We start from the raw sequence: 21,680 nt of genomic DNA, 5'->3' as shown, positions 1-21,680 counted from the left end.
GCGCACGGCAGCATGTGCCCGGCCCGCGCCTCCGCGAGCCCCAGCTCCGCTTGCATCTCGACATAGGGCGCATCTCGCCAGGCGTCCCGATACTTCTCCAGGGCCTCGTCCATCTTGCCAGCCTTCTCGAGGGCCTGGGCCTCCTTGAGGATCTTGCGCGTCTCGACGTGCAGGGCACGCACCGCGCGCGCCGAATCGTAGGAGGCGAAAGGGATCTTGGGAGGCTCGGTCGGAGCGGCGTCCACCTTGGCGTTGTCGTCGGCCCGAGCGACCGAGGACGAGACCGAAACTGCGAGGAGGACCGTGCTTGCGAGGAGGATCTGCTTCATGCGTGCAACCCTACCCCCGCTCCCGCCGGGCGGTCAAGACGAACGTTTGCCCGCGTGCCCTGGGTAAAACCCTGGGGGGCGGCGGCGAGAGCGGGAACGGAATCCGAGGCGGTCGCTACACGTACTCGATCCACTGCCGAACGACGTCCACGAACGCCGCGCGCTTCGCCTTCACGTCCTTCGCATCTCGAAACCTCACGGACGCCCGATCCTTGCCGAGCCATTCGAGCAGGCCCTCGGGATCGGCAATCGACACGCCGGCCGTATCTCGCTTCTTCGCGCCGAGGTGCAGGATGATCTGCACGCCCTCCTTCGCGCGCAGATGAAACGTCGCGAAGTACTCCGACGACGTCCGGAAGCTCGGCGCGTTCCACTTGATGCCCTCGCCGATACACGCGTCGGCCCCCAGGATGGCCCCGCGAAGCTCGACGATCTCTCTCTTGAAGGGGTGATCGAGCGTCGCGAGGAACGCCTCGACGCCACCCTCCGCGGGCGCGGAGCGTTGGGGGGTCCTGGTGGGGTTCTTCGATGCCACGCGTCTCTCCTCGCGACACCCTACACGAGCCCCGCTCGCGTCGAAAGCGCTCGTCGCGTCCCTCGCCGCGCGCAGGGAGCCGCCCCGAACTTGCGTCTCTCCCGCCGGACCACGGATAGTGCTCGGCGCATGTACCGCCGACCCACCCCGCCGCCGCACCCAGCCACCGTACTCCAGCGCGAGGCTCCGCACCCCGCCACCGTGCTCCAGCGCAAGGCGCCGCACCCCGCGAAGGTCGCCGCGCCGCGCGGGGCGCCGGCCGGCGCCGTGCAGCGCATGGAAATAGTGGAGGTCCGCGGCTCGCCGACGTGCCGCTTCCACGTGAACGTCAAAGGCGGAAAGTTGACCGACTTCTCCCAGACCACCCACGCCCTCCATACGTACGTGACGCCGCGAGGCGAGCGCCGCTATTCGGTCAACACCTGGACCAACGACGACGGCGCGCTCATCACGAGCATCCAGCGCGGCTTCCGGAAGATCTACGACGGCACGCCGAATTTCTTCCGCCTCCTCGCCGAGCACGACATCAGGAAGAGCGGCGGACTCATCGACATGGTGCTGAAGCATTACGTGCTCGAATCGGGGTACGCGCCGGACTGGTTCAAGAGTACCGATTTCACGCTCGATCTGACCGTGCCCGTGGGGGCCGCGCCGTCCCCCACCGACCAGGAGAACCTGGCGGTGCACCTCGTCTACCTCCGCGTGTCGTTCCACTATCGCGAGAAGGCCATGAACCACTTCGGGGCCACCTTCAATTACCTCTCGTGCATCGCCCAGATGAACCAGATCATGTTCCAGGAGCCCTGGAGTCTGAAGGACGCCCTCCGCTCGGCGTCCGGAGGGCACCAAGGGACCATCGAGAGGCTGACGGCGCTGCCGCTCGAGGACCTCTACGAGATCATGCGGAACGTGCCCCAGACGAAGACAGATTCAGGGCTGCTCTGGAACGTCCTCGTCGCCTACGTCGCGAATGCCGAGCTCGACTCGAAGGGCGGGTTCCCGGAGTCGAAGGCGGATCTCAACCACCTGCGCTTCCGCCTGTACGAGGAGTGGCGAGCCATTTACGAGCTGTCGCTCGCGATCGGCGACCCGCAGAGCCGCCTCTTCCTCTGACGGGCGCTCCCGCCCACGAACGTCGAGCGCCCCCCTCACCCGCTGAACAGGATCCGGCCCCGACGTCGGGCACCCCTTCCCGCCCGCCTCCCCCTCGCGTATCGTTTCGGGCGCTGTCCCATGGAAAACCTAGAGCTTCGGTTCGCCGCGAAGGACATCAACCTCTCCGTGCGGAGCTTCTCGGTCGTCGAGGAGATGTCGACGCTCTTCGACGTCTCACTCGTGGCTCGCTCGGCCGAGGAGGACATCGACCTCGACGCCCTCGTCGGGAACGGCGCCGGGTTCAAGGTCGCGGGGGGCCTCGCCTGGACCGGCGTCGTGCAGTACGCCGAGCAGATCGAGGTCGAGCCGGACGGGCTCTCGACGTACTTCCTGCGGATCGTGCCGGCGCTCTGGCGCACCTCGCAGCGCAGGAATCAGCGCATCTTCCAGCACCTGTCGATCCCCGACATCACGAAGAAGTTGCTCGCGGACTGGGAGATCGAGCCCGTCATGGAGCTCGACGCGGCCACGTTCCCGAGGCTCGAGTACCGCGTGCAGTACGGCGAGACCGACTTCACGTTCCTCTCGCGGCTGCTCGAAGAGGCAGGCATCAGCTATCACTTCCGGCCGCCGGAGCCGGGCACCGAGACGCCGAGCAAGCTCGTGCTCGTCCTCGACCCCGCCGTGCGGGAAGCCGGCCCGCCGCTGCTCTACGTGAACAACCTCGAGCACGCGAAGTCACGCGACGCGATCACGAACGTGAAGGTCTCGCATCAGGTGCGGCAGGGCCGCATGACCTTGCGGGATCACGATTTCCGCAGGCGGCCCGACTTCCAGCTCATCGCCGAGGCCAAGTCGACGATCGACATGGAAGATCGATACGAGAGCTACAGCTACGTGCCCGGCGCGTTCGTGGTGGATCCCGGGCGCGTCGACGAGCGCGAGGCGAAGGCGCTCGCAGCGCGCAGGCTCGACGGCATGCGGCAGGGGCGGCGCAAGGTGCATTTCCAGACGACCGCGCTCGGCCTCTCGCCGGGCGACGTGTTCTGCATGGAGGCGCATCCGCGCGAGGATCTCGCCCCGGACAAGCGCCTGCTGCTCGTGCAACGGACGCTCGAAGGGACAAGCGAGGGCGACTGGTCGAGCACGGGCATGGCCGTGTTCGCCGACGATCCGTACAGGCCCGCGCCCGTCACGCCGAAGCCACGCATGGGCGGTCTGCAAAGCGCGGTCGTCGTCGGCCCGCCCGGCGAGGAGATCCACGTCGACGAGTACGGCCGCGTGCGCGTGCAGTTCCACTGGGATCGCGAGGGCAAGTACGAGGGCGAGAGCTCGTGCTGGATGCGCGTGAGCCAGGTCTGGGCGGGGCGCGGGTATGGAAACGTCGCGATCCCGCGCGTCGGGCAGGAGGTGCTCGTCGATTTCCTCGAGGGCGACCCCGACCAGCCGATCATCGTCGGCCGCGTCTTCAACGGCACCTCGCCGCACCCGTACAAGCTGCCCGATCACAAGACGAAGACCTCGTGGAAGAGCGATAGCTCGCCAGGATCCGGCGGCTCGAACGAGATCACCTTCGAGGACGCCAAGGGGCGCGAGAAGGTGTTCATGCACGCGCAGAAGGACCGCGAGGAGATCGTCCGGGAGAAACACACGCTCCAGGTCGGCACCGATCTCGACGTGCAGGTCGGCGAGCGCGAGAGCCGAAAGGTGGGCGCGGATCAGGCGCTGCACGTCGTCGGCAATCGCACGTCGCGCGTGGAGGGGAGCGACGTGCTCGTCGTCGGCGGCGAGTGCCACATCCAGGTCGGCGAGACGGGCGCTTCGCTGTCGCGGGATCGCGTCGTGCTCTCGACGGGCAAGGCGTCGCTCACGATCGCGGGCGGCGATATCTTCCTCGACGCGAGCGGCAGCATCAAGGTGAGCGCCGCAGGGCTCGCGGGGCTCGCGGGGCGCGAGGTGCACATCGACGGCGCGCCGAACGTTCTTCTGAACACCGCGGGCGCGAGCTCGCCCGTGCCGATGTCGCTCGGCGCGGCCGAGATCAACCTCGCGGATCTCGCGTTCCCGGAGGCCGTGAACAACGCGGCGAAGGCGCTCTCGGCGAAGGTGTTCGACGAGATCCCGGGCGGCTTCGACGAGGAGGCCGTGGAGGGCGCGCTGCGGCGCTTGCTCGAGGAGCCACCCGCGTCGATCGCGGACGCGCCGGGGTATTTGATCATGCCCGAGGCCATCAACGAGCAGATCCAGGCGGCGATCGACAAGGTGCTCGACGTGCCGGGCGCGATCGTCGACGACATCCTCGATCGTGTGGCGCTCGAGCAGAAGAAGCTGCAGGAGCGTATCGATCAGATCCGCGCGCGGGCCGGCGAGGTCGTGGGGGACGTGCAGGAGAAGATCCGCGGCGCGGTCGAGGATCTGCGCGCGCGGGCAGAAGCCGCGAAGCAGATGGCCATCGCCAAGTTCGAGGAGGTCAAGGCCAAGCTCGAGGCGGCGAAGGCGCAGGTGCAGGCGAAGATCCAGGAGCTGCGCGGCAAGCTGGAGGAGGCCAAGGCGCGCGCCGTGGCGATCGTCGAGGAGTTCAAGGGCAAGCTCGAAGCGGCGAAGGCGGCCGTGCTCGGCAAGGTCGCCGAGGTGAAGGAGAAGTTCGCCGAGGCGAAGGCGCGGGTCGAGGCCAAGATCGAGGAGATCAAGGGCCGCGTCGAGGCCGTGAAGGAGCAGGCCAAGGCCAAGATCGAGGAGATCAAGGGCCGCATCAACGATCTCAAGGAGCAGGCCAAGGCCCGCGTGAAGGAGATCAAGGAGCGCGTGATCGCGCTGAAGGATCAGGCCGTCGAGCGCTTCCAGGAGATGAAGAAGCAGGCGGGCGAGATCATCGAGCAGGCCAAGACGCAGGTCGAGGCCGCGAAGGCGCGCGTGCAGGAGCTCAAGGCGCGGATCGAGGGCGCCAAGGAAGAGGTCAAGCAGAAGGTCCAGGAGTGGAAGGGCAAGGTCGAGGAGTGGAAGGCCCAGGCGAAGGCCAAGGTCGAGGAGGTCAAGGCGCGAGCGTTGGCCGTCGTCGATGAGGTGAAGGGCCAGATCGAGAGCGCGAAGGAGACGGTCAAGCAGACCATCGCGGACGCGAAGGATCTCATCGCCGACGTGAAGGCGATCCCGAAGGAGTTCGTCGCGGAGACGAAGGCCGCGTGGAACGAGGTCAAGACCGACGCGAAGGAGAGCTGGAACCAGACCAAGGCCGAAGCGAAGCAGACCTGGGAAGAGGCGAAGGAGACCTGGAAGCAGACCAAGGCCGAGGCGAAGGAGACCTGGGACCAGACGAAGGCGGACGCCAAGCAGACGGTCGAGGAGGCCAAGGAGGCCTGGAAGCAGACCAAGGTCGAGGCGAAGGAGACCTGGAACCAGACGAAGGACGAGCTGAAGCAGGCCGGGAAGGACGCAAAAGAGGCCTGGAAGGACGTCAAGGGCGACACGAAGGAGGCCTGGGGCGACATCAAGGACGAGGCCGAGGACTTCTGGGGCGAGCTGACGGGCAAGGGCAAGGACGCCGCGGAGGCGACGAGCGACGCGGTCGGCGCGAGCGGCGAGCAAGCAGGAGACGCGCTCGGGCAAGCCAAGCAGGCGCTCCAGAATGCGCTCGGCGGTGGGAATGGGTCGGGCGGATCGAATGCGCTCGCCGGCCCGCAGTTGAACCTCGGGCAAGGCGCCGCGCCGGAGGGGCAATCGCTCGGGCAGCTCGTGTCGCGCGCCGGTGGGTTCACGGGCGAGGACGTGGCCTCCGCGCTGAATGGTGGCTCGAAGGGCGCGACGATCCTGCAGAGCCCGGGCGAGGGGCAGCTCTTCGTGATGAAGACACAAGGCGCGATGCCGGTCTCGGGCCCCGAGCTCGAGGCGCACCTCGTCGAGGCGCAGATGAACGGGTTCTCCTCGAACGACGCGTTCGTCCACACCCTCACGAAGAAGGGCTACGTGGTCTACGAGCGGCCCTGGGGCGAGCTCGCCGAGGCCTTCGTGAAGCGCGCCGCGGTCATCTGAGGAGAGAGCGAATGTCGCGATACGAGAGCCGAGACGTCTCCTTCGACGTACCCCGCCACTGGGAAGACCGGACGATGGTGGCGTTCGCCGCCACGCCGCGGCCCGGACAATCGACCGCGCCAAACGTGGTCATGACGCGCGACGTGCTCTCCCCCGAGGAGACCCTCGTGTCCTACGCGGACAAACAGCTCGCGGAGCTCGGCAAGCGCCTCGAGGGGTTCGAGCTGAAGGACCGGAGGGAGCGCACGCTGGGCGGGCAGCCGGGGATCGAGCTGCATTTCACGTGGCGCGCGCAGAGCGGCGAGCTCGAGCAGAGGCTCGCGATGGCCCTCGGGCGGCGGCGCACGGTGTTTTGCTTCAATGCGACGGCCGCGAGGGTCGACGCGGATCAGATGAACCCGCTCTTCGATCGAATCCTGTCGACGGTGCGCTTCCCCCGGCCGGGGGAGGAGGCTTGAGGAGGCGTACATGAGCACGGGGCACCTCGCGGCGAAGGTCGGTTCGAGGCTCGCGCACGCGGCGATGCCGCTCGTGACGCCGAGCGGGGCGATGGTCGCGCAGGCGCTCGGCAGCGCGGTCGTGGGGCCGGCGGGGCTCGGCGGCGCGGGCGCGGCGAGCCTGGGCGCGGGGATGGGCGCGGCGCCCGCGGGGACGTCGATCTCGCTCGTGGACATGGTCCCGATCCTGACGACGGGCGTGGTGGCCACGGGCGCGCCGGACGTGATGCTCGGGCCGGGTCAGATGGCCGTGCTCGCCCCTTCCCTGCCCCAGCCGTGCGGGCCGCACGTCGCGCAGCCCATCATCGCAGGGAGCCCGAGCGTGCTCGTGCGCGGGAAACAGCTCGTGCGGGTCGGCGACAAGACGAGCTGCGGGGCGACGGTCTGCGACGGGGTGAAGACCGTGGTCGTGGGCGGCGCGGCGGCGGCGCCGAAGCTGGTATCGCTGGAGGAGCTCGCGGGCTCGCTCGGCGCGGTCGTGCTCGGCGCGGTGCTCACGAAGACGGGGGCGATCGAGCGATTGAACGAGCTCGGCGCGGCGCTCGCCACGGGCGCGGAGAAGGTCTCGGCGGCGGCCGACGAGGTCACGGGGGCCGTCGACGAGACGCTCGGCAAGGTCGGGGATCTCGTGGGCTCGGTGGGCGGGGCGCTCGAAGGGATCCTCGGCGGCGCGTTGCTCTCCGGCGGCGGGAAATAGCGTTCAGTCGTCGTCCGGCTCGACCGTCACTCGCAGCGGCATGCCGTACTCGCGCGCGTGCTCCTGGACGAGCTTGGCCTTCGTCTCGGCGATGTCCTTCGTGTAGACGCCGGCCACGCCGCGCCCGGTGTTGTGCACGACGAGCATGAAGCTCAGCGCCGAGGTCTCATCCATGTGGAAGAAGCGGACGAGCACGTCGACGACGAACCATTTCGTCGTGTAGTTGTCGTTGTGGAAGACGACCTGCCAGCGCTTCGCCTTCTCGACCTTGCGTTTTTGCGCGACGGCGAGATCGGAGTCCGTGTCCTCGCGCCGCTTCGGGTCGTTCGCCATGGGCCTCGCGGGATCTTATCCGCGCGCCCGCCCTCCACAAGCCTCGGCTCACCACGTGCGCTACGCTGGGGCGTGGCCTCCGAAGGGATCGACCTCGCGCTCGCCGAGCCCCTCGCTCGGCTGCTCGCCGGCCGGCGGGCCGTCGCGCTCGCGGGCGCGGGCATGAGCACGGAGTCGGGCATCCCCGATTACCGCGGCCCCGAGACCGCGCGCCGCGCGCGCAATCCCATACAAGCGCGGGCGTTCATCCACGATCCCGCGGCGCGGGCGCGGTACTGGGCGCGCAGCATGAACGGCTGGCCGAGGATCGCCGCGGCGAGGCCGAACCCGGCCCACGTCGCGCTCGCCGCGCTGGAGCGGGCAGGACGCCTCGCAGGGACGATCACGCAAAACGTCGACGGGCTGCACCAGGCCGCGGGCAGCGAACGAGTGATCGAGCTGCACGGCGCGCTCGCCCGCGTCCGTTGCCTCGGCTGCGGCGTGATCGAGCCTCGCGCGTCCTTGCAGGAGCGGCTCATCGCGGAGAACCCTTCGTTTTACCAGTGGGGCACGGCCCTCGCGCCCGACGGCGACGCCGACCTCGAGCACGACGCCTTCGCCGATTTTCACGTCCCGGCTTGTCTCGGCTGCGGCGGCACGCTGAAGCCCGACGTCGTCTTTTTTGGCGAGAACGTGCCCGCGCCCGTCACCGAGGCGGCGTGGGCGCTCTTCGACGAGGCGGAGGTGCTGCTCGTCGTGGGTTCGTCGCTCACGGTGTATTCGGGGTATCGATTCGTCCGGCGCGCGAGCGAGCGTGGCGTGCCCGTGGCCATCGTGAACCTGGGGCCGACGCGGGGCGACGCGCACGCGGCGGTGCGCGTGGACGCGCGCCTCGGGGAGCTCTTGCCGCGGCTCGCTTCGACGCTCGGCGCGTAACCTCGAGCCGCGACAGAGCGCACACGCCGCCTGGGCTCCCGGTCGGGCTCACACTGGTAACTCGACCGACCAAAGCGCTTGATTCCAGAACCACTTCATGCATTATGGAAGGTTGGCACTGGAGGCGCTTTACCATGATTCATCATCGCAGGACGGCGAGAAGACCGTCAGCGAAAGGCTCGCTCGGGCTCGCGAGTTTCGTGGTGGTTTTCATGTCCTTGCTCGTCGCCTGCAGTCAGGGTGGAGGCGAGCTGCCGCCCCGGGGGACGGATCCGTCGATGGGCGGCGACAATGGCGCCGGCGGCGAGGGGGAGGGCGGCGGCGGGCACGGCGGCGAGGGCACAGGGGGGGCGCCCATCCTTTGCCAGGAGGGCCAGAAGAAGACGTGCACCGTGCAGCTCGGCGAGCACAACGGCGTGGTGTCGTGCTTCAAGGGCGTCCATATCTGCAAGAATGGCGCGTGGGGCCCTTGCCAGGAGGACGAGGCGGCGCTCGCGCCGGGAGGCTCCGCTTCGAACGAGAAGCCCTCCGCCCCGACGAGCGGGGCCCTCGCGGATTGCGCGAACAACCCTTGTGATCCCTCCTGCCAGGTCTTCGACGAGGATCCGCCCGGAGGGCTCAAGCCATTCTCGCAGACGCCGATCTTCTCGTGGCAGACGGGCGACGTCGGGGACTATCCCCCGGATCTCGTGGAGCAGGGCATCGGGCAGCCCTGCGACGAGGGCGCGGATTGCCAGTTCAACCAGTACTGCTCGGCGCCGGTGTTCGGCACCTGCAACCACAACAAGTGCGCCGTCGGCGATCCACTCGCGTACGGCTGTGATCCCTGCGTCGACGAGATCTGCGGGATCGACCCGACCTGCTGCGAGGCGACGTACGGCGGGTCGTGCGCGCACGATTATTGCGAGACGGGCACGAAGCTCACGGACGGCTGCGATCCGTGCGTGACGGCCATCTGCGACGTCGAGCCGAGGTGCTGCGGCCTGAAGACGTGGGGCTCCTGCTCGCACGATTACTGCAAGACGGGCAGCTCGCTGAGCAAGGCCTGCAATTCCTGCGTCACGACGATCTGCGAGGACGACCCGAAGTGCTGCAACATCTCCTCGACCGGCACCTGCTCGCACGGCTACTGCTCGTCGGGCGCGGCGCTCGAGAAGGGCTGTCACCCGTGCGTGGACAAGATCTGCGCCGCGGATCCGAAATGTTGCGACGACACGCCCGGCTCGGTCGCCTGCGCGCACGACTATTGCTCGACGGGCTCCAGGCTGAACACGAACTGCGATCCTTGCGTGGCCGCGGTCTGCACGGTCAAGCCGAGCTGCTGCACCGGGAACGGCAACGCGTGGAACTCGCAGTGCGTGAACCTCGTCGCCAGCGTGTGCCAGCAGAACGACAAGTGCCCGTCGCCGAAATGGTCGCAGGCGTGCGAGGACAAGGTCGAGAGCGTCTGCGGGAACTCGTGCAGCTCGGGCTGGAAGCAGCGGTGCGTGGACAAGGTCGACACGCTCTGCGGCGAGTCCTGCGACGCGAGCTGGACCACGTCCTGCGTGGACAAGGTCGGGAGCGTCTGCGGCAAATCCTGCGGCCCGTTCCAGTGGGACGGCGCGTGCGTGGGTATGGTCGACAGCGTCTGCGGCGCGAAATGTTACCCGGATCCGCCTTGCTCCCACAACAAGTGTGATTCGGGCGAGAAGCTCGACCCCGCCTGCGACGCGTGCGTCGCGACGATCTGCCAGGAGCTGCCGGACTGCTGCGACGTGGCCTGGACGAACCTCTGCGTGGACCGCGTGAAGACGCTCTGCGGCGAGGGTTGTCCGGTGAAGGGTGATTGCGTGCCCTGGTTGCCCGGCCAAACGGATCCGGACTGCGCCGGCCACGACATGTCGATCGGCGTCCCCTGCGACGGCTCGGTGCCCGTGTGCAACCACGGAAACACCGTCGTGCCCGCGGGGGTGAAGATCCTGAGCTTGCCCGCGGGCTCCGGTCAGTTCGGCCGATGCAACCCGAACCAGGCGGTCGCGGGCGCGCAGAGCTGCACCACGCCGAGCCCCATCCCGCCCGGGAAATGTATCAACGTCCCGGCGGCGAGCTGCAACCTCGGCGGCTCGAAGCGCGAGCTCATGGTGAACCCACCGAGCCACGGCGGATACACGCAGCTCCCCGAGTGCCAGTGCCTCGACAACTGGGCGTCATTCGCGCCCAACGTCGCCTGCGGCTCGCCGAGCTGCTCGAATACGACGACGGCGACCGTCAAGCGCGTGAACATGTTCGTCGCGCTCGACCGCTCGGGCTCGATGACGACGAGCGTCGGCAGCGGCGAGACGCGCTGGACGGCCACGGTGAAGGCGCTGAAGAAGTTCTTCAAGGATCCGGGCTCGGCCGGCCTCGGCGTCGCGCTCCGGTTCTGGGCGGACAACCAGCCGGTGAATGGCTGCAACGAGATCTCGTGCAGCGCCACGGCCTGCAAGGCGCCCCTCGTCGACGTCGGCGTGCTCTCGCTCCAGTCCGCGCCGGCCGACGCGCAGGAGAAGAAGCTCGTCGACGCCCTCGACGCGAAATCGCCGGGCAGCAACACGCCCATGTATCCGGCGCTCGACGGGGCCACGCAATGGGCCATCGAGTACAAGGCCAACCACCCGGACGAGGAGGCGTTCGTCGTCTTCGCGACCGACGGTGATCCGGTCGGCTGCAACGAGAGCGAGACCGCGATCTCGAACCTCGCGGGCGCCGCTTTCCAGGACCACGGGGTCAAGACGTACGCCATCGGGATCCAGGGCGCGAACCAGAGCTTCATGAACCAGATCGCGTCGAAGGGCGGCACGCAGAAGGGCTTCTTCGTCGCGCCCGGCGGCAACGTCGAGAACGAGCTGCTCTCGGCGCTGATCCAGATCAAGGGCGACACTCTCTCCTGCGATTTCGTGGTCCCGAGCGGCGGCGTCTACGATCCGAGCGCGGCGAAGGTCACGTTCACGCCGAGCGCGGGCGCGCCGGTGCTGCTCGGCAATGTCGGCTCCGCGGCGGCCTGCGGGGCGGGCTGGTATTACGACGACCCCGCGAACCCCGCGCAGCTCAAGCTTTGCCCCTCGACGTGCCAGACGGTCCTCGGGGACACCGGCGCCAAGCTCGCCGTCGACCTCGGCTGCCCCGGCGGATACGACCCGGCGACGTTCACGTACGAATACGAGGCCGATTGCCCGCCGGGGACGAAGGTGCAATGGGGCTTCCTCGCCTACGACACCCTCACGGCGGCCGATACGAACGTGGTCTGGAAGGCGCGCACGGCGAACGCGCAAGCCGCCCTCGGCGCCGCGACGTTCGAGACCCTCGCGACGGCGCAAGCCTCACCCGACACGCAGGTTTGTCCGATGGGCGGCCCGGCGCCGTGCCCGGTCTCCCTCTTCGACGAGCTGGGCGCCGCGGGCGCCAGGCGGAGCCACCTCGAGCTCTCGATCACGCTGAACCCGGCGTCGAACAAGAGCGCGGCGGCCATCGTGAAGAGCTGGGACATCACCTACTCGTGCCCGGATTCCGAATGAAACGAGCGACGCTCCATCTTGGTCTTTTCGTGCTGGCCCTCGCCGCGTGTGGCGAGGGCGCGGGCCTGCCGCCGCGCCGCAACCCGACGACGAGCAGCAGCTCCGGCGGCGGGCAAGGCGGCGCCGCGGGGCAAGGCGGCGCCGCAGGGCAAGGCGGCGCCGCAGGGCAAGGCGGCGCCGCGGGAGAGGGTGGAGAGGGCGGCGGCAAGCCCGAACCCTATTGCGGCGATCTCGTCATCGACCCCGGCGAGGAGTGCGACGACGGAAACAACGATCCCGGCGATGGTTGTACCGCCGAATGCCTCATCGAGCCGGGCGAGACCGAGCCGAACGACGCCGCAGGCCAGGCGAGCGCGTACAAGAACCCGTTCCCCGCGAAGATCGACCCGGCCGGGGACGTCGATTTCGTCTCCTTCACCGTCGACGCCGCGAATACGAGCCTCGTCGCCCGGGTGCTCGATATCGGCGACGGCGGCTGCGCGGCGGGCGTGATCGACACGCTCCTCGAGATCCGCGCGGCGGACGGGACGACCGTGCTCGCGAGCGACGACGACGGGGGCGAAGGGTATTGTTCACGCGCCGTCTTGCCGAGCGCCGCGCCCGGGGCCTACTTCGTGCGCGTCGTGGCCTCCGACATCACGAGGACCCCGACGTTCGTGTACCGGTTGCGCGTCGACCCGGTCGCGGACGTGTGCGGCGATGGCGAAAAGACACCCGCCGAAGAATGCGACGACGGCAATACAGCGGCGGGCGACGGGTGCAGCTCGACCTGCTCGATCGAGATCACCGAGACCGAGCCGAATGGCACGGCCGCAATCGCGGACGTGTTCTCGGAGCCGTGGAGCGGGGTGCTCAGCCCGCTCGGCGACGTCGACGTGGTGTCCGTGGTCCTCGCCGCGCCGGTGGCGACCCTGACGGCGACCACGACCGATCAAGGCACGAATGCCTGCGCCGCGAAGACGCTCGACACGATCGTCGACATCCTCGCGCCCGACGGCACGACCGTGCTCGCGACGGGCGACGACATCGTCGGAAACTGCGGCTCCGCGTCCGCGCAGAACCTCGCCGCGGGCGCGTATTTCGTGCGCATCCGCGGAGGCTCCCTCGCCACGAACCCGAGCCCGTACGGCCTGAAGCTCGTCCTGCAGTGATCTCGCCCGCGTCCGCAGGCAGCTTCACGGCTCGAAGCTGCCCCGGCAAGCCTCCGCCCTGCCCGCGGGGAGCGAGGCGCAGCGATCACGAAGACGTGACAATAGTTTCGTGTATCCGGGATCGTCCCCGAGGACGGCGAGCGCGCTCCGGACTTGCACGACGCGCGCGCGGTTCCTGCCGTGAAACCCGTCCCCGAGCGACATGGCGAGCTCGTAGAACGCCTCGGCCTGCGCGAGGAGGTAGGCGCGCGGGAGCGGGCCCTGGAGCTTCGCCTGAAAGAGAATGTCGTTCGCGATCCACTGGAGCCGCGTGGCGCGCCCCCCCGCGCCCTCGCGGGCTTTTTGCGAGAAGGCCCGCGCCTCCTCGATACGACCGAGCTCCTGCTCCAGCGCCGAGAGCATCGAGAACCAGTAATGGGGCGTGTCCGAGCGCTCGGCCTCCGCGAGGAGCATCTTGCGCGCCTCGTCGTGCGCCCCCACGCGCCGCAAGAGGTAGGACGCGGTGGAGACCACGGAATACCGCTCCTCCTTCGTCCTGGCCTCGCGCTCGGCCGCGGATGCCGCGGCGAGGACCTCGGCGCGGAGCGGCGCGGGCACGGGGCCCGTGGGGTCTTCGTGGCGGAAGAAATCGATCGAGGGCCCCACGGCCGCGAGCCGGACGTCGACGGACGCCCCCTCGCGTGATCGAAGAGACGCCGCCGCCGCGAGCCATTTCGTTTTCCACGAGGCGAACGCCGCGGCCCTGGGATCCGGGGCGAGCCAGGCCGCGAGATCCGCCGCGCGGTGATTGACGAGCGCGCGCGCGGCCCACGTGGCCTCGGGGTCGGAGAAGACGAGGTCGAGGAGGGAGAGGGCATCCGGCTCGATCACGCGTGTCGCCTCGGCGAGCGTCGGGTCGCGCCGATGGGCCGAGGCGAGACCGAGGAGCGTGCCCGCGAGGAGGGCGCGCTCGCGGATCATCGTGGAGGGACAAACCTCGATCGTTTTGCGCAAGGCGAGGAGGACCCGCGCGCGGGGGAAAACCTCCTCGGGCAGGAGCTCCCACGCGGCGTGGGCGAGCGTGCGGCAATCCTCCGCGCTCGGTTTGCCCTCGTCGAGGCGCGCGGCCGCCGCCCGGAAGCTCTGCGCCTTGCCGCGCACCGCGCCGAGCGCTCGATCGAGCTCGTCGATGTCGACGCTCCCGTTCAAGCGCAAGAGCTCCTCCCGCGCGGGGCCGAGGACGAGGATCGTCGGATAGGTGGACACGGCGAGCGCCTCGCCCGTGTGTTGCGCGTCCTCGGTGTCGCCGTCGAGGTGGACGGGCACGAAATCACGCATCATCTCGGCGAAGCGGGGCTTCGAGAAGACCTCCGATTTCAGATCGTTGCAGGGCGGGCACCAGGCCGCGCCCCAGTAGAGAAAGACCAGCTTGCCCTCGTCGCGCGCCCGGGCAAACGCTCGCTCGGGGGCGATGTCGAGGAAGGGCGGTTCAATCGAAGGCGCCGCCTTCGTCACGGGCGCGGCCGTCGTTGGCGCCGCCGCGGCAGGCGGAGGATCCTGCCGCGCGGGCTCGCGTTTGCCACACGCGGTCGCGAGCAGGGCGGCGACGAACAGGCAACCTCGGAGCTCTCGCATGACGTTCGTCCGATCCCGAGCGTATCACCGTGATGACAGCGGCCGCCACCGCCGCTACCATCACGCGTGATGTTGCTCTCCCCGCTGGCCCGCGTCCGCGTCCAGGTCGCCCGCACCCTCGCGGACGCCCTTCGCCGCTCGAAAGGCCTCTCTTCGCGCCTCGCCGGCTGGCGCGCGAGGCCCGTCGAGGGTTGCATCGTCGACCCCGAGGTCGCCGTGATGCTCGCGCTCGACGACCTCTTGAAATCGAGCGATCTGCGCCGCCTCGCCCCGGCCGAGGCCCGCGCGCGCCTCGCCGAGTCGGTGTGTATGGTGGAGATCCCGCGCGTCTCCGGCGTGACCGCCGAAGGTCTCGCCCTGCGCGGCGACGCAGGCCCGATCCCGGCCCGGAGGTACGTGCCCGAGGGCCTCGACGCGCCTTCGCCGTGCGTGCTGTTTTACCACGGCGGCGGGTTCGTCACGGGAGACCTCGACACGCACGACACGTTTTGCCGGCAGCTCGCCGTCGAGGGTCGCGTGCGGGTCATCGCCGTCGACTACCGCCTCGCGCCCGAACACGCCTTCCCCGCGGCCGTGGACGACGCGGTCGCCGCCTTCCGCGACGTCGCTGCGCGCGCGGCCTCCCTCGGCGTGGATGGAGCCAAAATCGCGGTCATGGGCGACAGCGCCGGCGGCAACCTCTCCGCGGTCGTCGCGCTGAAGACTCGCGGCGAGGCGCATCGGCCCGCGCTGCAGGTGCTCGTCTACCCCGCGGTCGACGCGACCTGCGGTCACCGCTCGCACGCGGTGTACGCGAACGGCTGGATGCTCACGAAGGGGATGCTCGACTGGTATCACGACCATTATTTCGGGACCGATCCGGCGACGCGGCGCCTCCCCGACGCCTCGCCGCTCCTCGCGCCGAGCGTCGAAGGCGCGCCCCCGGCGCTCGTCTACACCGCGGGCTTCGATCCCCTGCGGGACGAGGGCGTCGCGTACGTCGAGCGCCTCACGGCCGCGGGCGTGCCCGCGCGGCACGTCTGCCACGAGGCGATGATCCACGGCTACATCCTCATGGGAGGCGCGGCGTCCGCTTGCCGCGAGGCCTCGTCGCAGATCATCCGCGAGGCGGCGGCGGCATTGCGGGGTGGTTTTTCCTGACTACCCCGACCGCACGTTCGCCTCGATCCACTCCGCGTCCTTCGCCCCCGAGAACACCGGCAGCCGCTTGTGCCAGCGTTCGCCCGCCGTGGGTCGCTCGAGCGCGATCCGCAGGGCCGCGATGAGCTCGAGGGGCGTGCCGTCCCGGCCCGCGTCGAAACACGCCTTGCCGAGCCCCGCGAGCACGGCCTGCGCGAGCTCGTAGCCGATCGGCCATTGCGGCGGCGTGGGTTTTCCCGCGGGCGCCTCCCAGTACCGCTCGCAGGCGCCCGCGTCGTACGATGTCCAGCTCCGACAAACCAGCGGCCGCACCGGGTGCACGCCGCAGCCGCCGTCCGCGTCGAGCAGCGGGCAAGGCACGTGCGCCTCGGCCCGCGCGGCGCGCGTGAGGCCGCGCGTCCGGGCGTCGGCCGCCTGCACGCGGACGAGCAGGGCCGCGAGCTTCTCGGGCGAACACGTCGCCGAGAGGTGCGCCGCGATGCGCAGGACCTCGGGCGCGACGACGAGCACCTTGGCCTGGCAGCACGTCGAGCAGCCCTTTTGACACGCGATCGGGCGGTCGGGCGGCTCGTGGGCGTGCGCGGCGTCCGTGAGGGCGACGGCTCGTTCACTCGCGATCCGGGCCGCCTCGATCGCCCCTTCCGGGCCCTCGGCGACCCGCGGCGCGAGCGCCTTTGCTTCGCCCTCCGCGATCGCGACGAATATCTCGGGGGAATACCGGCTCGAGCTCGCGAGCGGCAAGGAGCGCCGTTCGTCCGTCATGCACATGAGATACCAGCCTCGCGCGGGCCGCGCCACGCGCGCCTCTCGGGCGCGGGCGGCCTTTCCCGTGTAGACTGGCCCGAGGTTTTGCCATGACCCATTACCTCGACGCCATCATCTCGGCGATCCGCGACGCCGGGCAGCACCTCGACGCCGCCGCGCTCTGGCTCGGCCGCGCCGAGAAGGCCGCCGGGTCGAGCTGGCAGATGCGGCTGCTCGGGGCCGCCGAGGACGCGCACGCCGCGGCGCGGGCGCGGCTCGACGTGGCCGAGGCGAACCTCGGCGAGCTCGGCCCCGCGGGCAAGCTCCCCGCGGTGCTCGACGAGCTCCCGAGCCGCGTCTCGGCCTTGCGCCGCGCCCTCGGCGCCTCGGAGCAGCGGCTCATCGACGCCGCGCTCGCCCCCGCCGCTCGGCCGCTCGGGCACGCCTGATTGCCTTTGGTGCACCTACGGCTCCGTGCTAGAGCCGGCGGCCCGAAGCAGGAGAGCTTGCCCCCATGATGGTCCCGGAAAAACGGTACTCCTGGCTGCGCCTACTGCTCAAGTACCGCGGAACGGCGCTGCCGCGGATGCAGGGACGCCTCGCGTTCACCACGCTGCTCGCCGTCGGCGTGACCGCGGTGGACCTCAACGTCCGGTTTTTCCACCCGGACCTCACGACGATCCCCTTCACCCTCATCGGCCTCGCGCTCAGCATCTTCCTCGGCTTCCGGAACAACACGAGCTACGACCGCTTCTGGGAAGGCCGGAAGCTCTGGGGTGGGCTCGTCAACACGACCCGCACCGTCACCCGCCAGATCCTCACGCTCGTGAACGAGCCGGAGGCGCGGAAAGACGAGGCCGGGCGTCCCGCCGAGAGCGAGGCGATCGCCACGTTTCGCCGGGAGATGGTCTATCGAGTGATCGGCTACACCCACGCGCTGCGGCTGCACCTGCGAGATCAGGACCGGCTGGAGGAGCTCGCGCCGTTCCTCTCGGCGACGGAGGTCGAGGCATTGAAGGGCGAGCTGAACCGGCCCATTGCGATCCTCCAATCCATGTCTTTCCGCCTGCGCGACGCCTGGCAACGCGGCTGGATCCACGCCTACCACCTGCCCGTGCTGGAGCAGAGCCTCTCCGTCCTCACGGACCTCCAGGGCGGCTGCGAGCGCATCAAGAGCACGCCGATCCCGCTCTCGTACACCTCGCTGATCCACCAGCTCGTCGCCCTTTATTGCTTCGCGCTGCCGTTCGGGATCGTGAAGACGGTCGGGGTGTTCACGCCCGTGGTGGTGGGCATCGTGGCCTATGCGTTTTACGGCCTCGACGCGATCGGCGACGAGATCGAGAACCCCTTCGGCACGGACCCGAACGACCTGCCGCTCTCAACGATCTCGCGCATGATCGAGGTGAACCTGAGGCAACGCCTCGACGAGACCGACCTGCCGCCCCTGCTCAAGCCGAAGGGCGGCAATCTTCACTAGCGCTTGCGTCGCGCCGCATCCGGGGGCGACAATCCCCGCAGATGCCCCCCTCGCCCTCCTCCCACCCCGCGGTCGCGAAGTACGCGGAGCACGTCAATCCCGCCTTCGTGAAGCTCCTCGGCGCCTTCGGGTACGGCCGCGTCTTCGTCCGCGCGCGCGGCTGTTCGCTCTGGGATCACGAGGGGCGCGAATATCTCGATTTTTTGTCCGGCTTCGGCGCCCACAACCTCGGGCACAACCACCCGAAGCTCCGGACCCGCATGGCCGAGTTCCTCGCGGACGACGTGCCGAACCTGGTACACGTCGGCCCGCCCGTGCACGCGGCCGAGCTCGCGGCCGAGCTCGCGAGGCGCGCCGGGCCGCTCTCGATGTGCCTCTTTTCGTGCACGGGCGCCGAGGCCGTCGAGGCCGCGCTCAAGCTCGCGCGCGCCGCGACCGGGAAGAAGACGCTCGTGTATTGCAAGAATGGTTATCACGGGCTGAACCTCGGCACGCTCTCCATCTCCGGCATCCCGCGCATGCGCGAGCTCTTCGAGCCTCTCCTGCCCGCCTGCCAGGAGGTCCCGTTCGGGGACCTCGACGCCCTCGACGAGGTGCTCGGAAAGACCCGCGCCGCCGCCTTCCTCGTCGAGCCCATCCAGGCCGAGGGTGGCATGATCATGCCGCCGAGAGGATACCTGCGCGCCGCGCAGGAGCTCTGCAGGAAGCGCGGCGCGCTCTTCGTCCTCGACGAGGTGCAGACCGGCATCGGCCGCACCGGCTCGCTCTTCGCCTGCGAGGCCGAAGGGTTTTTCCCGGACGTCCTCGTGCTCGGCAAGGCCCTCGGCGGCGGGATGGCGCCGATCTCCGCGACGCTGACCACGCCCGACCTGTGCAAGCGCGCGTTCGGCACCGCGGAGCGCTTCGATCTGCACGGCTCGACGTACGCGGGTAACGCCTTCGCTTGCCGCACGGCGGGGGCGATCCTCTCGATCGTCGACGAGGAGGAGCTCGTCCGCGCGAGCCGGGAGAAAGGCGAGCGGATGATCGGCGCGCTGCGAGGCCGCATCGGAGCGCACCCGCTGGTGCGCGAGGTGCGGGGCCGCGGGCTCTTCGTGGGGATCGAGCTCGGGCCGACCGAAAAAGGCGGGCTCTTGCACCGGGCCTTGCCCGGGCTCGTGGAGGCGGTCTCGCGCCGCATCTTCGGCCAATGGCTCAGCGTGCGCCTGCTCGAGCGCGGGATCGTCGCGCAGCCCGCGAGCCAGCAATGGAACGTGCTCAAGCTCGAGCCTCCGCTCACCGTGACGGAGGCTGAGATCGACCGCGTGGTCGATTGCATCGGCGCGCTGCTCGACGAATACCGCGACGTGGCCCCGATCGTGCGTGACGCGACGACGCGGCTCGGCCAGCAGTTCGCGGGCGGCTGGAGGTTCGGATGAGCTTCGCCACGTGGAAGAAGGAGGCCGCGTTCGCCACGACGCTGCTCCGCAGGCGCCCGTTCTCCTGCCTGATCCAGGTCACGAACCGCTGCAACATGGAGTGCAGCTTCTGCGATTTCTGGCCGAACCCCGCGCCGCCGAAGCAGGAGCTCTCCCTCGCCGAATACCGCCGCGTCGCGGACGAGCTCGCCGAGCTCGGCACGTTCGTGATCTCGGTCGAAGGCGGCGAGCCCCTCGCGCGGCCGGACATCGTGGAGATCGTTCGAATCCTATCGAAGAAACACATCACCGCGCTCTTCACGAACGGCTGGTTCGTCACGGAGGAGAAGGCGAAGGCGCTCTGGGACGCGGGGCTCACGCACGGCAACGTCTCCATCGATTACCCCGAGGCGAGCCGGCACGACGGCAAGCGCAGGCTCGCGGGCACCACGGATCGCGCCTGGAGGGCGGTCGACATCCTGCGCGACACGGCCCCGCGCGGGGGCAAACAGGTGCACGTGATGACGGTGCTGATGGAGGACAACTGGCGCGACCTCGAGGCGCTGCTCCGGCAAAGCGAGGCGCGCGGCGTCGGCCATCAGCTCACGCTGCTCTCGATTTCGGGGTATCGTCGCGGCAAGGGCGGGCCCGACGAGATGCCGCCTGTGGGCGTGTCCGAGCACGTCCTCTCGTTATGGGAGAAATACCCGCACCTCAGGTATTTTCGCGATTACTTCGCGCGCATCGACGCGTTCCTCTCGGGGGGCGAAATGCCCACGTGCAGCGCGGGCAAGACGGGGTTCAACATCGATCACGTGGGCAACGTCTCGCCCTGCATCGAGCGGATCGACGAGAGCGTGGGCAACGTGCGGGAGGCGAGCCTCGGCGAGCTCCATCGGCGTCTTCAGGCAAAGCAGGCCGAGATCACGCGATGCCAGCGATGCTGGACCGCGTGCCGGGGGATCAACCAGGCGCTCGGCAATGGCGGCTCCGCGCGGAGCCTGCTCGATCTCGGCACTAGGATGCGGACGAGCTGAACACGATCCAGAGGCCGAGGGCCGCGGTCGCGGCGACCCGCACGCCCTCCCGCCGCGCCGCGCCGTCGCGGCCGTCGAGCAGGCCGCCCATCGTGGACAGGCCCCAGAGCACGACGAGCGCCCCGGCCGCGAGCTGCCAGACGGGATGCCGATCCCGGAGCCACAGGAGATGAAGCGCGAAGGCGAGCGTCCCGCCAAACGCGAGCGCGGCATATACCTTCGTGCGCAAGGGAATGGCCGCGTCGGGCCGCGCGGGCGCGTGCCGCGGGAAGGCGACGCCCTCGGGGGTCCAGCCCGGGTGGCGGACGAACGTCCGGACCTTGTCGCCGAGCGTCTTCGCCTGCCGCGCGACGGCGATGAGGTCGCGGAAAAACACCCATTGCGCGCGGGCGCCGTCGTGCGTCTGGTAGCCGAAGGGCGTGCCGAGGACCGGCGGGTCGGCCGGATCGACCTCGACGTGCGTGCCGAACAGCCGATCCCACACCGTGAACATCGCGCCGAAGTTCTTGTTCAAATACCGGCGGTTTCTCGAATGGTGGACGATGTGCGTCGCCGGCGTGACCAGAAACCAGAGCCCCGGGCGGTGGAAGACCTGCGAATGGACGGTGAGCGCGTAAAACGAGATGATCGAGATCGCCACGAAGAAATGCACCGGCGGGACGCCGAGCATGGGGATGGGCGCATAAAAGAGGAAGGCGTAGGTGTCCGAGAACCAGGGGTGGCGCGTGGCGACCGAGACGTTGAAATGCTCGGACTGGTGGTGGACGCCGTGAATGGCCCAGAGCGCGGCCACGGAATGCCCCGCGCGGTGGTACCAGTAATACCCGAGGTCGCCGAGGGCGAACGCGAGGATCCACGGGACGATCGAGCCCTCGGGCCAGCGCACGAGGGCGAGCCTGTCGTAGGCGAAATCGTAGAGGCCGAGGAGCAGGGGCCCGAGGAAGAGGCCGAGGAGGATCTCGCCGAGCCCCGCCGAGAAGCTCGAGAGCGTGTCGGCGAAGCCGTAGACGCGCTTGCCCTTTCGACGCGCGAGCGCGATCTCCAGGGCGATGACGGCGAGGTAAAAGGGGACCCCGAGCGCGTAGTAACCATTCGTCTCGAGGCGGCTCATGCGCCGAGACTACCGAAACGCGGCCGGGGCGTGAAGGGCG

18 protein-coding genes are annotated in these 21,680 nt (G+C 69.4%); 12 read left to right on the top strand and 6 right to left on the bottom strand.

The annotated features are described in order from the left end of the window. Both GF068_RS41575 and GF068_RS46765 read right to left on the bottom strand, forming a co-directional pair. A partial coding sequence (locus GF068_RS41575; protein WP_420814160.1) for a hypothetical protein occupies positions 1-329 on the bottom strand: 329 nt, incomplete at its 3' end. A 115-nt stretch (positions 330-444) separates the two neighbouring features. Next, a complete protein-coding gene (locus GF068_RS46765; RefSeq protein WP_338046782.1) occupies positions 445-864 on the bottom strand; it encodes a DUF1801 domain-containing protein in 420 nt (139 codons plus the stop codon). Between the two features lie 129 nt (positions 865-993). Between GF068_RS46765 and GF068_RS45960 the strand changes: the two genes are divergently transcribed. From GF068_RS45960 to GF068_RS41550, 4 genes are all read left to right on the top strand, one after another. After that, a complete protein-coding gene (locus GF068_RS45960; RefSeq protein WP_170319995.1) occupies positions 994-1,977 on the top strand; it encodes a hypothetical protein in 984 nt (327 codons plus the stop codon). Positions 1,978-2,097: 120 nt separating this feature from the next. Beyond that, positions 2,098-5,988, top strand: coding sequence for a type VI secretion system Vgr family protein (locus GF068_RS46760; protein ID WP_153825113.1), 3,891 nt, complete (start codon positions 2,098-2,100; stop codon positions 5,986-5,988). Between the two features lie 11 nt (positions 5,989-5,999). Beyond that, a complete protein-coding gene (locus GF068_RS41555; protein ID WP_153825112.1) occupies positions 6,000-6,446 on the top strand; it encodes a DcrB-related protein in 447 nt (148 codons plus the stop codon). A gap of 10 nt (positions 6,447-6,456) precedes the next feature. After that, the gene (locus GF068_RS41550; protein ID WP_153825111.1) at positions 6,457-7,182 is read left to right on the top strand and encodes a PAAR domain-containing protein; all 726 of its coding nucleotides are present in this window, start codon (positions 6,457-6,459) and stop codon (positions 7,180-7,182) included. Between the two features lie 3 nt (positions 7,183-7,185). Here the strand turns inward: GF068_RS41550 and GF068_RS41545 are convergent, their stop codons facing one another. Further along, positions 7,186-7,515 (bottom strand): ATP-dependent Clp protease adaptor ClpS, encoded by a 330-nt coding sequence (locus tag GF068_RS41545; RefSeq protein WP_153825110.1) that lies wholly within the window; start codon positions 7,513-7,515, stop codon positions 7,186-7,188. A gap of 72 nt (positions 7,516-7,587) precedes the next feature. Between GF068_RS41545 and GF068_RS41540 the strand changes: the two genes are divergently transcribed. From GF068_RS41540 to GF068_RS45945, 3 genes are all read left to right on the top strand, one after another. Beyond that, positions 7,588-8,430, top strand: coding sequence for an NAD-dependent protein deacetylase (locus tag GF068_RS41540; RefSeq protein ID WP_338046781.1), 843 nt, complete (start codon positions 7,588-7,590; stop codon positions 8,428-8,430). A gap of 212 nt (positions 8,431-8,642) precedes the next feature. Then, positions 8,643-11,966: a vWA domain-containing protein gene (locus GF068_RS41535; protein ID WP_170319999.1), complete on the top strand. Its 3,324-nt coding sequence runs from the start codon at positions 8,643-8,645 to the stop codon at positions 11,964-11,966. After that, positions 11,963-13,117: a DUF4215 domain-containing protein gene (locus tag GF068_RS45945; protein ID WP_240808184.1), complete on the top strand. Its 1,155-nt coding sequence runs from the start codon at positions 11,963-11,965 to the stop codon at positions 13,115-13,117. Before GF068_RS41535 ends, GF068_RS45945 begins: the two co-directional genes overlap by 4 nt. A gap of 24 nt (positions 13,118-13,141) precedes the next feature. Here GF068_RS45945 and GF068_RS41520 read toward each other — a convergent pair whose 3' ends face one another. Then, on the bottom strand, positions 13,142-14,731 hold the full coding sequence (locus GF068_RS41520) for a thioredoxin family protein (protein WP_153825107.1): 1,590 nt from the start codon (positions 14,729-14,731) through the stop codon (positions 13,142-13,144). 69 nt (positions 14,732-14,800) lie between these two features. Between GF068_RS41520 and GF068_RS41515 the strand changes: the two genes are divergently transcribed. Then, positions 14,801-15,871 (top strand): alpha/beta hydrolase, encoded by a 1,071-nt coding sequence (locus GF068_RS41515; RefSeq protein ID WP_153825106.1) that lies wholly within the window; start codon positions 14,801-14,803, stop codon positions 15,869-15,871. Here the strand turns inward: GF068_RS41515 and GF068_RS41510 are convergent, their stop codons facing one another. Next, on the bottom strand, positions 15,872-16,633 hold the full coding sequence (locus tag GF068_RS41510) for a YkgJ family cysteine cluster protein (protein ID WP_153825105.1): 762 nt from the start codon (positions 16,631-16,633) through the stop codon (positions 15,872-15,874). 92 nt (positions 16,634-16,725) lie between these two features. Here GF068_RS41510 and GF068_RS41505 point away from each other — a divergent pair, with 92 nt between their 5' ends. The 4 genes from GF068_RS41505 to GF068_RS41490 all read left to right on the top strand — a co-directional run bounded on the left by GF068_RS41505 (position 16,726) and on the right by GF068_RS41490 (position 20,529). After that, positions 16,726-17,064, top strand: coding sequence for a hypothetical protein (locus GF068_RS41505; protein WP_153825104.1), 339 nt, complete (start codon positions 16,726-16,728; stop codon positions 17,062-17,064). 65 nt (positions 17,065-17,129) lie between these two features. Further along, the gene (locus tag GF068_RS41500) at positions 17,130-18,095 is read left to right on the top strand and encodes a bestrophin family protein (RefSeq protein ID WP_206079666.1); all 966 of its coding nucleotides are present in this window, start codon (positions 17,130-17,132) and stop codon (positions 18,093-18,095) included. A 41-nt stretch (positions 18,096-18,136) separates the two neighbouring features. Next, positions 18,137-19,513, top strand: a complete 1,377-nt coding sequence (locus tag GF068_RS41495) for an aspartate aminotransferase family protein (RefSeq protein WP_153825103.1) — start codon at positions 18,137-18,139, stop codon at positions 19,511-19,513. Then, positions 19,510-20,529 (top strand): radical SAM/SPASM domain-containing protein, encoded by a 1,020-nt coding sequence (locus GF068_RS41490; RefSeq protein ID WP_153825102.1) that lies wholly within the window; start codon positions 19,510-19,512, stop codon positions 20,527-20,529. The genes GF068_RS41495 and GF068_RS41490 overlap by 4 nt, the downstream gene beginning before the upstream one ends. Here GF068_RS41490 and GF068_RS41485 read toward each other — a convergent pair. After that, positions 20,510-21,640 carry a sterol desaturase family protein gene (locus GF068_RS41485; RefSeq protein ID WP_153825101.1) on the bottom strand — a complete coding sequence of 377 codons (1,131 nt, stop codon included), beginning with the start codon at positions 21,638-21,640 and terminating at the stop codon, positions 20,510-20,512. The two genes, GF068_RS41490 and GF068_RS41485, sit on opposite strands and share 20 nt — an antisense overlap. Positions 21,641-21,680: the final 40 nt, after the last annotated feature.

This window comes from Polyangium spumosum (genome assembly GCF_009649845.1).
GTDB classification, from domain to species: Bacteria; Myxococcota_A; Polyangia; order Polyangiales; family Polyangiaceae; genus Polyangium; species Polyangium spumosum.
This window is presented reverse-complemented; position numbering and strand designations above follow the sequence as displayed.